General features: G+C 71.1%; 15 protein-coding genes. 7 read left to right on the top strand and 8 right to left on the bottom strand.

What is annotated here, in order from left to right; all coding sequences use genetic code 11:
- The first annotated feature begins 1 nt into the window (after position 1).
- Complete coding sequence (galK, locus tag AC2XR2_RS18700; protein WP_491515707.1) at positions 2-1,156, top strand: galactokinase; 1,155 nt, start codon at positions 2-4, stop codon at positions 1,154-1,156.
- A gap of 87 nt (positions 1,157-1,243) precedes the next feature.
- Positions 1,244-2,032 (top strand): hypothetical protein, encoded by a 789-nt coding sequence (locus AC2XR2_RS18695; protein WP_381300708.1) that lies wholly within the window; start codon positions 1,244-1,246, stop codon positions 2,030-2,032.
- On the opposite strand, the gene AC2XR2_RS18690 is transcribed toward AC2XR2_RS18695, so the two are convergent.
- Entirely contained in the window at positions 2,022-2,480 is a 459-nt protein-coding gene (locus AC2XR2_RS18690; RefSeq protein ID WP_381300710.1) for a GNAT family N-acetyltransferase, read from the bottom strand. The genes AC2XR2_RS18695 and AC2XR2_RS18690 overlap by 11 nt on opposite strands.
- A 273-nt stretch (positions 2,481-2,753) precedes the next feature.
- On the opposite strand from AC2XR2_RS18690, the gene AC2XR2_RS18685 reads away from it, so the two are divergent.
- Positions 2,754-3,521 (top strand): LuxR C-terminal-related transcriptional regulator, encoded by a 768-nt coding sequence (locus AC2XR2_RS18685; protein ID WP_123761277.1) that lies wholly within the window; start codon positions 2,754-2,756, stop codon positions 3,519-3,521.
- Positions 3,522-3,569: 48 nt separating this feature from the next.
- Here the strand turns inward: AC2XR2_RS18685 and AC2XR2_RS18680 are convergent, their stop codons facing one another.
- The gene (locus AC2XR2_RS18680) at positions 3,570-4,067 is read right to left on the bottom strand and encodes a MarR family winged helix-turn-helix transcriptional regulator (RefSeq protein ID WP_007382615.1); all 498 of its coding nucleotides are present in this window, start codon (positions 4,065-4,067) and stop codon (positions 3,570-3,572) included.
- Positions 4,068-4,156: 89 nt separating this feature from the next.
- On the opposite strand from AC2XR2_RS18680, the gene AC2XR2_RS18675 reads away from it, so the two are divergent.
- The 3 genes from AC2XR2_RS18675 to AC2XR2_RS18665 all read left to right on the top strand — a co-directional run bounded on the left by AC2XR2_RS18675 (position 4,157) and on the right by AC2XR2_RS18665 (position 5,542).
- Positions 4,157-4,951 carry a trans-aconitate 2-methyltransferase gene (locus AC2XR2_RS18675; RefSeq protein ID WP_491515706.1) on the top strand — a complete coding sequence of 265 codons (795 nt, stop codon included), beginning with the start codon at positions 4,157-4,159 and terminating at the stop codon, positions 4,949-4,951.
- The gene (locus AC2XR2_RS18670) at positions 4,951-5,304 is read left to right on the top strand and encodes a VOC family protein (RefSeq protein ID WP_491515705.1); all 354 of its coding nucleotides are present in this window, start codon (positions 4,951-4,953) and stop codon (positions 5,302-5,304) included. Before AC2XR2_RS18675 ends, AC2XR2_RS18670 begins: the two co-directional genes overlap by 1 nt.
- Before the next feature lie 64 nt (positions 5,305-5,368).
- A complete protein-coding gene (locus AC2XR2_RS18665) occupies positions 5,369-5,542 on the top strand; it encodes a CsbD family protein (RefSeq protein ID WP_330266410.1) in 174 nt (57 codons plus the stop codon).
- A 126-nt stretch (positions 5,543-5,668) separates the two neighbouring features.
- On the opposite strand, the gene AC2XR2_RS18660 is transcribed toward AC2XR2_RS18665, so the two are convergent.
- The gene (locus tag AC2XR2_RS18660) at positions 5,669-6,349 is read right to left on the bottom strand and encodes a TetR family transcriptional regulator (RefSeq protein WP_123761272.1); all 681 of its coding nucleotides are present in this window, start codon (positions 6,347-6,349) and stop codon (positions 5,669-5,671) included.
- The gene (locus tag AC2XR2_RS18655; protein ID WP_449350848.1) at positions 6,346-7,356 is read right to left on the bottom strand and encodes an acyl-CoA desaturase; all 1,011 of its coding nucleotides are present in this window, start codon (positions 7,354-7,356) and stop codon (positions 6,346-6,348) included. Before AC2XR2_RS18655 ends, AC2XR2_RS18660 begins: the two co-directional genes overlap by 4 nt.
- 310 nt (positions 7,357-7,666) lie before the next feature.
- Here AC2XR2_RS18655 and ppc point away from each other — a divergent pair, with 310 nt between their 5' ends.
- On the top strand, positions 7,667-10,408 hold the full coding sequence (ppc, locus tag AC2XR2_RS18650) for a phosphoenolpyruvate carboxylase (protein WP_381300716.1): 2,742 nt from the start codon (positions 7,667-7,669) through the stop codon (positions 10,406-10,408).
- A gap of 57 nt (positions 10,409-10,465) precedes the next feature.
- Here the strand turns inward: ppc and AC2XR2_RS18645 are convergent, their stop codons facing one another.
- The 4 genes from AC2XR2_RS18645 to AC2XR2_RS18630 form a co-directional block, all read right to left on the bottom strand.
- Positions 10,466-11,167 (bottom strand): LAVTG motif-containing sortase-dependent surface protein, encoded by a 702-nt coding sequence (locus AC2XR2_RS18645; RefSeq protein ID WP_449350846.1) that lies wholly within the window; start codon positions 11,165-11,167, stop codon positions 10,466-10,468.
- Positions 11,168-11,304: 137 nt separating this feature from the next.
- Positions 11,305-11,820 carry a hypothetical protein gene (locus AC2XR2_RS18640; protein ID WP_491515704.1) on the bottom strand — a complete coding sequence of 172 codons (516 nt, stop codon included), beginning with the start codon at positions 11,818-11,820 and terminating at the stop codon, positions 11,305-11,307.
- A 41-nt stretch (positions 11,821-11,861) separates the two neighbouring features.
- Complete coding sequence (pth, locus tag AC2XR2_RS18635) at positions 11,862-12,464, bottom strand: aminoacyl-tRNA hydrolase (RefSeq protein ID WP_381300718.1); 603 nt, start codon at positions 12,462-12,464, stop codon at positions 11,862-11,864.
- 126 nt (positions 12,465-12,590) lie between these two features.
- A complete protein-coding gene (locus AC2XR2_RS18630) occupies positions 12,591-13,184 on the bottom strand; it encodes a 50S ribosomal protein L25/general stress protein Ctc (RefSeq protein WP_381303894.1) in 594 nt (197 codons plus the stop codon).
- Between the last annotated feature and the right edge of the window lie 120 nt (positions 13,185-13,304).

Below are 13,304 nucleotides of genomic sequence, written 5' to 3'. Positions count from 1 at the left end.
AGTGGCGGCACAGCAGGTCCGGGACGGATTCACCGAGCTCTACGGCACCGAGCCCGACGGTGTCTGGTCGGCGCCCGGCCGCGTCAACCTCATCGGTGAGCACACCGACTACAACGACGGCTTCGTGATGCCCTTCGCGCTGCCGCACACCGCCGTCGCGGCCGTCTCCCGGCGCACGGACGGCGTCCTGCGGCTGCACTCGGCCGACGTCGAGGGCGGCGTCGTCGAGCTGCGGCTCGACAACCTCGCCCCCGAGAGCGACCGGAACTGGACCGCCTACCCGGCCGGTGTGGTCTGGGCGCTGCGCGAGGCGGGCCACCCGGTCACCGGCGCGGACGTCCACCTCACCTCGACGGTCCCCGCGGGCGCGGGCCTGTCCTCGTCGGCGGCCCTGGAGGTCGTCGTCGCGCTCGCCCTGAACGACCTGTTCGACCTCGGCCTCCAGCGCTGGCAGCTGGCCCGCCTGTGCCAGCGCGCCGAGAACGTCTACGTCGGCGCCCCCACCGGGATCATGGACCAGACCGCGTCCGCCTGCTGCGAGACCGGCCACGCCCTGTTCCTCGACACCCGGGACCTCTCCCAGAAGCAGATCCCCTTCGACCTCGCCGCCGAGGGCATGGTCCTGCTGGTCGTCGACACCCAGGTCAAGCACTCCCACAGCGAGGGCGAGTACGGCAAGCGCCGCGCGGGCTGCGAGCGCGGCGCGGCCCTGCTCGGCGTCGACGCCCTGCGGGACATCCCCTACGGCGAGCTCGACGCGGCTCTCGAACGGCTCGGCGACGACGAGGAGGCCGTACGGCTGGTCCGGCACGTGGTCACCGAGGACGAGCGGGTCGAGAAGGTCGTCGCCCTGCTGGAGTCGGGCGAGACCCGCGCGATCGGCCCGGTGCTGGTCGCGGGCCACGCCTCGCTGCGGGACGACTTCCGAATCTCCTGCCCGGAGCTCGACCTGGTCGTCGACACCGCCCTCGCCTCCGGCGCCCTGGGCGCCCGGATGACCGGCGGCGGCTTCGGCGGCTCGGCGATCGTGCTGGCCGAGGCGAGTGACGCGGAGACCATCACCAAGGCGGTCGAAGAGGCCTTCGCCGCCGCGGAGTTCACCGCTCCGCGGGTCTTCGAGGCGGTTCCCTCCCCGGGGGCCCGGCGCCTGGTCTGAACCGGCTGACCGCTGTTTTGCCCGGCTTGATCCGAACTTGGGGAAAGCCGGGCCTCTCCCTGGCGTACGTCCCAGTAGGTTCGGAGCGTGAGTCGAGGGCGTCATCGCATCCTGTCGGCGATCTGCATCGGCTGCTACGCGCTCGCCGCGATCGTCGGCTTCTTCGTGCTGGCGGACCACGAGGGCTCCGGTCTCCTGGTGCCCCTGTGGATCGCCCACGGTGTGCTCCTCGCCGTGCTGCTGACCAAGCTCGCCGCCGACGAGACCGGTCTGACCGCGGCGCTGCTCGTGGTGGGCGCCTCCCTGATGGCCGTGTACATCGCCGACCTGGCCCGCGACGACCTCACCCTGGAGCGGCGGGGCGAACGGATCAGCGCGACCGTCGTGCGCGAGTGGCTCGCCCCCGACCAGGGACGTGCCGACCACACCTACGACTACCTCCTCGCCCGCCGCGACGGCACCCGGCTCCCCGGCCCCGCCCTCCAGGCCAAGTCCGGCAGCTTCGCCCTCGGCCAGCACGTCACCGTGCTCGCCGACCCCCGGGGCGTGCTGCGCCCCCGTACCCCCGACGACGCGGACGCGACCGGAGACGTGCTGGGCGTCGGGGCGTTCGCGCTGATCGCGCTCGGGGTGGTCGCGGCCACCGCCCGGCGGGGCGTGACCGTCTCCCGCCGACGGGAGGAGCGGGCCAGGACGGAGGAGCAGGAGCACATCCTCCGCGAGGCCCTGCGCACGGCCGTGGCCGACGACCACGGCTTCGTCGAGGTGCACCCCGGGCACTACCCCGACGTCTCCCACCGCCGCGCGGCCGGCATCGCGGGCGAGCTGGGCCTGGAGCCGGCGGACGATCCGGGCTCCTGGCGCTTCAGGCGGTGAGCCGCTTGGTCAGCGTGTACTCCGTGACCCCGGGCGGATAGTCCGGGATCACGCACACCACGTCGTAGCCCTGCTTCTTGTAGAACTCCGGCGCCTGGAAGTCCCAGGTCTCCAGGCGTACGGAGGTGCAGCCCCGCTCGCGGTGCGCCACGCGCTCCGCCTGTGCGAGCAACTGCGAACCCAGACCCGCCCCGCGGTGCCGTGCGTCGACCCACAGATGGGCCACGTGCAGCCAGTTGGTCCAGGTGTGGCCGACCAGTCCGCCCGCCAGCGCGCCGGAGTCGTCCAACACCCAGACGTGGAGCGGAAGTTCCCGTTCACCTGGGGTCCCGCGCAGGGCACGGAGCACCGGGGAGGCGGCCGTGTTGGTGTCCCGCAGCCGTTTGCGGAGCAGATCTTGCCGGGCTTTGTCGACTTCTGTCTCCAGACGAAACATGCGGCTCACCATAAACGCCCCGGACAGCCAGTTCTGCAAATAACCTTCCGCTCCTGCCCCCCGGCCGTACCCTGATGAACAGCACCGGTGGGGGCCGGTGCTGATCAGGGGGCGAGACAGTCGGGTACGGCGCCCGAAGTGGGGGTAGCAGTTCTTGCGCGGCGGCGGCCGTGCGGCCATCGTGCTTCGGGCGTCGTACCCGCGGCGGTGTCGTCTCCCGAGTCGTCCTCCCATGATGGCGACGGGGTATCCCCTGCTCTTCGAGAGCTTGGGGAAGGGGGTTACGTGGTTCGCATCCGAGTCCTGGTCGTCGACGACCATCGCATCTTCGCCGAGTCGCTCGCCGCCGCGCTGGCGGCCGAGCCCGACGTGGAGGTCTCCGCGGCCGGCAGCGGTCCCGCCGCGCTGCGCTCACTGGAGCGCGCGGCCGCCGAGGGCCGCCGGTTCGACGTACTGCTCGTCGACGCCGACCTGGGCGGCAACGTCCAGGGCATCAGGCCCGCCGTCTCCGTGCAGGACGGCAACGAGGACGGTCTGGTCGACGGCATCTCGCTGGTCGCCGGGGTCCGTACGGCGCAGCCGGCGGTCCGGATCGTCGTGCTCGCCGAGAAGGACGATCCGCGCCGGGCCGCGCTCGCCCTCCAGGCCGGCGCCTCGGGCTGGGTCGCCAAGGACTGTTCGCTGTCCCGGCTGCTCACGGTCATACGAGGCGTGCTGCGCGACGAGACCCACCTCCCGCCCGCCCTGCTCACGGGCGTACTGCGGGAGCTCACCGCCGCCCGCAAGCACCGCACCGAGAGCGAGCGGCTGGTGGAGTCCCTCACCCCGCGCGAGCGCGAGGTGCTGCGCTGCATGGTGGCCGGGCTGGGCCGCAAGGCGGTCGCCGAGCGGCTGTTCCTCTCCCCGCACACGGTCCGCACCCATATGCAGAACGTCCTCGGCAAACTGGGCGTCCACTCCACCCTGGCCGCCGTAGCGCTCGCCCGTCGCGCCGGCGTCGGACCCGTCGACCTGGCCGGGGACGTCGTCGAGCGGGGCGGTCAACTGGCGTAGCGGAGCGATGCCGTAAGGGCCGCGGTAACGGCCCTGCCAGTGGAGCGCCTAGCCGGGGATGTTGTCGAACGGGGCGGTCAACTGGCGTAGCAGTCCTGCCAGTTCGCCGCGCTGGGCGCGGGAGAGCTCGGCGAGGATCGCGCGTTCCTGTTCCAGCAGACCGGCGAGGGCCTGGTCCGCGCGGTCCTTGCCGTCCTCCGTGAGCCGGACCAGCACACCGCGCCGGTCGCTGGGGTCCGGCAACCGCTCCACCAGGCCCTTCTTGGCCAGCCGGTCGATGCGGTTGGTCATGGTGCCCGAGGTGACCAGGGTCTGCGTCAGCAGCTGCCCCGGGGAGAGCTGGTACGGCGTCCCCGCGCGCCGGAGCGCGGTCAGCACGTCGAACTCCCAGGGCTCCAGGCTGTGCTCGGCGAAGGCCAGCCGGCGCGCCCGGTCCAGGTGCCGGGCCAGTCTGCTCACCCGGCTGAGCACCTCGAGCGGTTCCACGTCGAGGTCAGGGCGCTCCCGGCGCCACGCAGCGACCAGCCGATCGACCTCGTCCTCCATGACGATCAGTGTAGTGGTTGTGTCGACGTGAAGTCTCTTGATGTGAAGTCTCTTGACATCAAGATAAATCTGCGGGGAGAGTGGGTCCCATGACGACTTGGGACCCCGCTCAGTACCTCCGGCACGCCGACCACCGCGCGCGCCCCTTCGCCGACCTCCTCGCCCGGGTCCCGGACCTGCCGGGCGAGGCGCCCCTGATCGCCGACCTCGGCTGCGGACCCGGCAACGTGACCACGCTGCTCGCCGCCCGCTGGCCCACGGCCCGGATCACCGGCTACGACAACTCCGCCGAGATGCTCGACAAGGCGCGGGTCGAGTACGCCGGCCCCACCGCCGGTGGCGGGAGCCTGGACTTCGCCCACGCTGACGTGCGCACCTGGGCGCCCGCACAGCCGTACGACCTGATCATCAGCAATGCCACGCTCCAGTGGGTGCCGGGGCACGTGGAGCGGTTCGCCGAGTGGATCGCCGGGCTCGCCCCGGGCGGCGCCTTTGCCTTCCAGGTGCCCGGCAACTTCGGCTCCCCGAGCCACCGCCTGATGCGTGAACTCGCGGAGTCGGCCGGCCTCGCGGAGACCCTGCGCCACGAGGACGCCGTGCGCACGCCCGAGGCGTATCTGGCGGTGCTGGCCGACCTGGGCTGCGAGACGGACGCATGGGAGACCACCTACGTGCACCTCCTCCAGGGGGAGGACCCGGTCCTGGACTGGGTGAAGGGGACGGGCCTGCGACCGGTCCTGGCCGCGCTGGCCGACGACCCCGGGGCCAGGTCGGAGTTCCTGGAGGCGTACCGCACGGCCCTGCGCGAGGCCTACCCGACGGGCCCGCACGGCACCCCGTTCCCGTTCCGCCGCATCTTCGCGGTGGCCCGCAAGGAGCACTGATGCTCACCACCGTGGACCATGTCCAGCTCGCGGCACCGCCCGGCGCCGAGGACCTGCTGCGCGCCTTCTACGCCGACGTCCTCGGCATGACCGAGATCCCCAAGCCGCCGCTGCTCGCGGCCCGGGGCGGATGCTGGTTCCGGGCGGGGGCCGTGGAACTCCACCTGGGCATCGAGGAGGCCTTCCGCCCGGCCAGGAAGGCCCACCCGGGCCTGCGGGTCACGGACATCGCGGCGTACGCGGCCCGGCTGGAGGCGGGCGGGGTGAGGGTGGAGTGGGACGAGAGGCTGCCGGGACGCCGGCGGTTCTACTCGTCGGACCCGGTCGGCAACCGCCTGGAGTTCCTGGTTTGATCACGGCCGGGCGGGTCACCCGCAGTGATGACAGCCGAGTCGTTCATCGCTGGGAGTGAGAACGGTGGCAGGAGACCAGAAGGCCAAGGCCAAGAAGGAACAGGCCAAGGGCAAGGCCAAGGAGGCCGTGGGCCGCGCGGTCGGCAACGAGCGCATGGAGGCCGAGGGCCGCATGGCACAGTCCAAGGGGGACGCGCGCCAGGCCAAGGAGAAGGCGAAGGACACCTTCAAGCACTGACGGTACGCAGACGGACGGCCCGTGCACCCTCGGGGTGCACGGGCCGTCGTACGGGCCGATGACGTCTCAGCGCCACTCGGCGGGGATACGTCCCAGGGGGCGCCCTGAGCCACCCAGTGGCCCCGGTCAGCTCTTCCGGCGCCCGATCAAATGCGGTTTCGCCTCCAGGCCGTCCAGGCCGTGCCAGGCCAGGTTGACCAGGTGGGCTGCTACCTCCGCCTTCTTCGGGCGGCGGACGTCCAGCCACCACTGGCCCGTCAGGGCGACCATGCCGACCAGGGCCTGGGCGTACAGGGGGGCCAGTTTCGGGTCGAAGCCGCGGCTCTTGAACTCGCGGCCCAGGATGTCCTCGACCTGCGTGGCGATGTCGGAGATCAGCGAGGCGAAGGACCCCGTGGACTGGGGGATCGGGGAGTCGCGGACCAGGATGCGGAAGCCGTCCGTGTACTCCTCGATGTAGTCGAGGAGGGCGAAGGCCGCCTGTTCGCACAGTTCGCGGGGGTGGCCCGCGGTCAGGGAGCTGGTCACCATGTCCAGCAGGCGCCGCATCTCGCGGTCCACCACCACCGCGTACAGCCCCTCCTTGCCGCCGAAGTGCTCGTACACCACCGGCTTGGAGACGCCCGCCTTCGCCGCGATCTCCTCGACCGACGTGCCCTCGAAGCCCTTCGCGGCGAACAGCGTGCGACCGATCTCCAGGAGCTGGGCGCGGCGCTCGGCACCCGTCATCCGGGTGCGCCGGGCACGCCGCGGCTTCGCCTCGTTGCTCGGGGTACTGCTGGAGTCGGTCGCCACGGCGTCCATCATGCCGCCTCGGCGGTCTCCTTCTTGCTCCGGGAGCCGTCCCGGTCCGTGTTCCGGCGGGAATCGATACGCGAGCGTGACGGCCAGCGCACGTCGTACGCCCACCCGGCCATCTCGAACCAGCGGATGATCCGCGCCGAGGAGTCCACCTGCCCCCGCATCACCCCGTGCCGCGCCGAGGTCGGGTCGGCGTGGTGCAGGTTGTGCCAGGACTCACCGCAGGACAGCACCGCCAGCCACCACACGTTGCCCGAGCGGTCCCGTGACTTGAAGGGCCGCTTGCCGACCGCGTGGCAGATCGAGTTGATCGACCAGGTCACGTGGTGGAGCAGGCAGACGCGGACCAGGGAGCCCCAGAAGAAGCCCGTGAACGCCCCCCACCAGGACATCGTCACCAGGCCGCCGATCACGGCGGGCAGGGCGAGGGAGAGCATCGTCCAGAAGATGAACTGCCGGGAGATCGCCCGGATCGCCGGGTCCTTGATCAGGTCCGGCGCGTACTTGTCCTGCGGCGTCTGCTCCTCGTCGAACATCCAGCCGATGTGGGCCCACCACAGACCCTTGATCAGCGCCGGGAGCGTCTCGCCGAACCGCCACGGCGAGTGGGGGTCGCCCTCGGCGTCGGAGAACTTGTGGTGCTTGCGGTGGTCGGCCACCCAGCGCACCAGCGGCCCCTCGACCGCCATCGACCCCATGATCGCCAGCGCGATCCTGAGCGGCCGCTTGGCCTTGAAGGAGCCGTGGGTGAAGTAGCGGTGGAAGCCGATCGTGATGCCGTGGCAGCCGAGGTAGTAGAAGAAGACCAGAAGGCCGAGGTCCAGCCAGCTCACACCCCAGCCCCACGCCAGCGGCACCGCCGCGAGCAGCGCGAGGAAGGGCACGGTGATGAACAGGAGCAGCGTGATCTGTTCGATCGAACGCTTCTGCTCACCACCCAGCGTCGCGGAGGGCGGTGTCGGGCCGTCGTTCGCCTTCGGGGCGTCATCGAGCACATCGGAGCTCGTGGTCATGGGGCGTCCCCTGTGGGGTTTCGAGGGTTGAGACAGGTGCCGGGCTGCGGCAATCCTTCCCGGGTTCCGTTACAGCGGACCCTACGGTTCCGTAACCTACGGCGACGTAAGTATGGCAGTGCGTCGCCGTCTCACGGCAAGAGCCCAAACGTCTGCGCGTCCGCATGGACACCTATCCTTGGAGTCGGTCGGACAGCGCGGTCCGCTCTGATTTCTTCCCGGATGTCCGGCCCGTATGCGGCGGCTGCCGCTCGACCGCACTCCGGGTTCCCCTCCCGGACGAGCTTCAACACTGCAAGGAGCCGCACCTGTGAGCAGTGCCGACGACCTGACTACGAGCGCCACGTCGACCAGCAGTGAGCTGCGCGCGGACATCCGCCGGCTGGGCGATCTCCTGGGCGAGACCCTCGTCCGCCAGGAGGGCCCCGAGCTGCTGGACCTGGTCGAGAAGGTGCGCCGCCTCACCCGTGAGGACGGCGAGGCCGCCGCCGAGCTGCTGCGCGGCACCGAACTGGAGACCGCCGCCAAGCTGGTGCGCGCCTTCTCCACCTACTTCCACCTGGCCAACGTCACCGAGCAGGTGCACCGCGGCCGTGAGCTGCGCGCCCGCCGTGCCGCCGAGGGCGGTCTCCTCGCCCGTACCGCCGACCGCCTCAAGGACGCCGACCCCGAGCACCTGCGCCAGACGGTCGCCAACCTCAACGTCCGCCCGGTCTTCACGGCCCATCCGACGGAGGCCGCCCGGCGCTCGGTGCTGAACAAGCTCCGCCGGATCGCCGCCCTGCTGGAGACGCCGGTCATCGAGTCGGACCGGCGCCGCTACGACACCCGTCTGGCCGAGAACATCGACCTGGTCTGGCAGACCGACGAGCTGCGGGTCGTACGCCCCGAGCCGGCCGACGAGGCCCGCAACGCCATCTACTACCTCGACGAGCTGCACGCCGGTGCCGTGGGTGACGTCCTGGAGGACCTGACGGCGGAACTGGAGCGCGTCGGCGTCAGAATCCCCGACGCCACCCGCCCCCTCACCTTCGGCACCTGGATCGGCGGCGACCGCGACGGCAACCCCAACGTCACCCCGCAGGTCACCTGGGACGTCCTGATCCTCCAGCACGAGCACGGCATCAACGACGCCCTGGAGCTCATCGACGAGCTGCGCGGCTTCCTGTCGAACTCCATCCGCTACACCGGCGCCACCGAGGAACTCCTGGAGTCCCTCAAGACCGACCTGGAGCGCCTCCCCGAGATCAGCCCCCGCTACAAGCGGCTGAACGCCGAGGAGCCGTACCGCCTCAAGGCCACCTGCATCCGGCAGAAGCTGGAGAACACCAAGACCCGCCTGGCCAAGGGCATCCCGCACGAGGACGGCCGCGACTACCTCGGCACCAGCGAACTGCTCCAGGACCTCACCCTGATCCAGACCTCGCTGCGCGAGCACCGGGGCGGGCTCTTCGCGGACGGCCGGATGGACCGCACCATCCGCACCCTGGCCGCCTTCGGCCTCCAGCTCGCCACCATGGACGTCCGCGAGCACGCCGACGCCCACCACCACGCCCTCGGCCAGCTCTTCGACCGGCTCGGCGAGGAGTCCTGGCGGTACGTCGACATGCCCCGCGAGTACCGGGCCAAGCTGCTCGCGAAGGAGCTGCGCTCCCGCAGGCCACTGGCGCCCACGCCGGCGCCCGTGGACGCGGCCGGCGAGAAGACCCTCGGCGTCTTCCAGACCGTCAAGCGGGCCCTGGAGGTCTTCGGACCCGAGGTCATCGAGTCGTACATCATCTCGATGTGCCAGGGCGCCGACGACGTCTTCGCCGCCGCGGTCCTGGCCCGCGAGGCGGGACTGCTGGACCTGCACGCCGGGTGGGCGAAGATCGGCATCGTGCCGCTCCTGGAGACCACCGACGAGCTCAAGGCCGCCGACACCATCCTGGAGGACATGCTCTCCGACCCGTCGTACCGCAGGCTCGTGGCCCTGCGCGGCGATGTGCAGGAGGTCATGCTCGGCTACTCGGACTCCTCCAAGTTCGGCGGCATCACCACCTCGCAGTGGGAGATCCACCGCGCCCAGCGCCGGCTGCGTGACGTGGCGCACCGCTACGGCGTACGGCTGCGCCTCTTCCACGGCCGCGGCGGCACCGTCGGCCGCGGCGGCGGCCCCTCGCACGACGCGATCCTCGCCCAGCCCTGGGGCACCCTGGAGGGCGAGATCAAGGTGACCGAGCAGGGCGAGGTCATCTCCGACAAGTACCTCGTGCCGTCGCTGGCCCGGGAGAACCTGGAGCTGACGGTCGCGGCCACCCTCCAGGCGTCCGCCCTGCACACCGCCCCGCGCCAGTCCGACGAGGCGCTGGCCCGCTGGGACGCGGCGATGGACGTGGTGAGCGACGCCGCCCACGCGGCCTACCGCAGGCTCGTCGAGGACCCGGACCTGCCGAACTACTTCCTCGCCTCGACGCCGGTGGACCAGCTCGCCGACCTGCACCTCGGCTCCCGGCCCTCCCGGCGCCCCGGCTCGGGCGTCTCCCTCGACGGGCTGCGCGCCATCCCGTGGGTGTTCGGCTGGACCCAGTCCCGGCAGATCGTCCCCGGCTGGTTCGGCGTCGGCTCGGGCCTCAAGGCGCTGCGCGAGGCCGGGCTCGACACCGTGCTCGACGAGATGCACGAACAGTGGCACTTCTTCCGGAACTTCATCTCCAACGTCGAGATGACCCTCGCGAAGACCGACCTGCGCATCGCCCGCCACTACGTCGAGACCCTCGTACCCGCCGAGCTCCAGCACGTCTTCGCCGACATCGAGGCCGAGCACGAACTCACCGTCCGCGAGGTCCTGCGCGTCACCGGCGAGGCCGAACTCCTCGACGCCCAGCCCGTCCTCAAGCAGACCTTCGCCATCCGCGACGCCTACCTGGACCCGATCTCCTACCTCCAGGTGACCCTCCTCAAGCGCCAGCGCGACGCGGCCGCCGCGGGCGAAGAGCCCGACCCGCTGCTGTCCCGCGCCCTGCTGCTCACCGTCAACGGTGTGGCGGCGGGCCTGCGCAACACCGGCTGAGTCCGGACACGACAGTGCCCCCGGGGTTCGTCCCCGGGGGCACTGTCATGTCGTACGTCAGGCCCGGCGCCGCCTGACCACGAGGTAGCCGCCGGCCGCCAGCAGCGCGGCGGAGACGCCCGCGAGCAGGCCCACGGGAGCGCTGCTGCCGGTCTCGGCGAGGTCACCGGTCGAGCCCTGCGCGGAGGCGGAGGAGGAGGCCGACGCGGAGGCCCCGGCCTCGGTGGACTCGCTGGGCTCGGCGCTCGGCCCGGTGCTCGGGCCGTCGCTCGGCTCGGTGGTGGACGAGCCGGACGGCGTGGGGGTGGCCGACCCGGTGGGCGTGGCCGTACCGCCGCCACCGCCCTGCTCGTCCTCGCAGTCCGTCCAGAACACCTTGTGCTTGGCGGCGCCCTTCTCACCCTCGAAGTTCCAGAACAGCTTGTAGTGGCCGTCGGGCAGGGACAGGTCGTCCGTACGGCCGTGACCGTCGGAGTCCAGCGTGATCTCGCCGGACTTCACGGTCTCGCCCTTGACGTCGGCCGTCGGCGCCCAGGCCTCGATGTGCCAGTCGACCTCCTGGACCGAGTCGAAGCCGAAGGCGTCCAGATAGAAGGTGCAGACGTGCGGCTCGTTCTTGCGGAGCTCTTCGCCGGTGGTGGCGTCGTGGATCTTCACGGTGCCGTTGTCACCGGGCACAGTGGCGTGGGCGGCCGGGGCGACGAGGAAGGCCGCCGTGGCGACGGCGGACAGAACACCGGCGCGGCTGAGGGTACGCATGGGGCAGTCATCCATCTTCGAGAGTGAACGGGAAGATGTGGAGGGGGCGGCTTAGCATCCAGCCATCACTGACCTCTGGTCAATCACAAACCGACAACAGTCACATGCTCCACAGAAGCGGAGAACGGCGAAAGCTGTCAGATGGTCACGAAAGCGGTCGTGAGCAGCGCGATCCCGGATCCCGCCAGCACCCACGCGAACCGCGTCCGGCGCAGACCGCCCGCCACGACCACCGACGCGAGCAGCAGCGCCCCGCCCATCGGCACCCAGGAATAGAGCACTCCGGCGGGCCCCGACCGTACGACGTCGTCGCTGCCGGGCTTCACCACGACCGAGTAGGTCCGGCCCTTGCGCACCGCCACCGACTTCTCGATGTCGACCCGGTCCCGCGCCTCGGACCCGTGCGACAACGGCGTGTACGGCCCGCTGCACACGTCCCGCGAGCAGCGCGCCACCTCGATCGTGCCGCGCTCGCGCCCCTTCGTCAGCATCACGTACTGCGCGCTGCCCCAGGACGCCCACACCCCCGCGACCAGGATCAGCACCGTGACCGCCCCCATCGACGCGAGCCGCCCGAACCGCAGTGCGGCGGTCGAGGCCTGGCGGGCGGCTGAACGGGAGGCGGCGGCGGTGGCAGGCATGGCCGGGATCATTGGCCATGGAATTGCCGGAAGTCAATGCGGGCCAGGACGGGCTAGGAGTTGTACGTGCTCTGCGCGCGCTCGAGCCCCTCGGTCACCAGCGCCTCCACCGAGTCGGCCGCCCGGTCCACGAAGTAGTCCAGCTCCTTGCGCTCGCTCGACGAGAAGTCCTTCAGCACGAAGTCCGCCACCTGCATACGGCCCGGCGGGCGCCCGATCCCGAACCGCACCCGGTGGTACTCCGCCCCGAACGCCTTCGTCATCGACTTCAGCCCGTTGTGGCCGTTGTCCCCGCCGCCGAGCTTGAGGCGCAGCACGCCGTAGTCGATGTCGAGCTCGTCATGGATCGCCACGATGTTCGCGACCGGCACCTTGTAGAAGTCCTTGAGCGCGTTCACCGGTCCGCCGGACAGGTTCATGAACGACATCGGCTTGGCCAGGATCACCCGCCGGTTGGCCGGCCCGGGTGGCCCGATCCGCCCCTCCACGACCTGCGCCTGCGCCTTCCCGGCCCGCTTGAACCGGCCCCCGATCCGCTCGGCCAGCAGATCGGCCACCATGAAGCCGACGTTGTGCCGGTTGCCCGCGTACTCGGGTCCCGGGTTGCCGAGGCCGACGATCAGCCACGGGGCGTTGGCGGGGGTAGTCACGTCCATCTCTCCTCTGCACATGCCGCAGCCGCCGCCCCTGAACAGGGGCGGCGGCTGCGAGCGTATACGGCTACAACCGCGGTGCCGGGCGCCGGGGAAGCGGCGGCACGGTCACCGCGGCCGAAACGCCGGTCAGGCCTCGGCGACCTCGTCGCCCGCGGCCTCTTCGCCCTCGGACTCCTCGGCCTGCGCGGCCAGCACCTGGAGGACGACCGCGTCCTCCTCGACGGCCAGCGTGGTGCCGTTCGGGAGCTTGATGTCCTTGGCGAGGACGGAGGCGCCGGCCTCCAGGCCCTCGACGGAGACGGTGACCGACTCGGGGATGTGGGTGGCCTCGGCCTCGACCGGCAGCGCGTTCAGGACGTGCTCGAGGAGGTTGCCGCCGGGGGCCAGCTCGCCCTCGGTGTGGACCGGGATCTCGACCGTGACCTTCTCGCCGCGCTTGACGATCAGCAGGTCGACGTGCTCCAGGAAGCCCTTGATCGGGTCGCGCTGCACGGACTTCGGGATCGCCAGCTCGTTGGTCTTGCCGTCGATGTCCAGGGAGATCAGGACGTTCGACGTGCGCAGCGCGAGCAGCAGCTCGTGGCCCGGGAGGGTCAGGTGGATCGGGTCGCCACCGTGGCCGTAGAGAACACCGGGAACCTTGGAGTCACGGCGGATGCGGCGGGCGGCGCCCTTGCCGAACTCGGAACGGGTCTCGGCGGAGATCTTGACCTCGGACATGCGGATCACTCCTCGTATGGGTGAGAGACGGACAGGGTCACCCGGCCACGAACGGCCTGCTACGAAGAGCGCGTCGATAACGGATCGCCGTATCCATGGATACGGCCTCCCTCGCCGAGC

The sequence above is a fragment of the Streptomyces sp. LS-MS-L19 genome, from assembly GCF_058382285.1.
The sequence above is the reverse complement of the archived record's forward strand: the minus strand, read 5'-3'. Positions and strand labels throughout refer to the sequence as shown.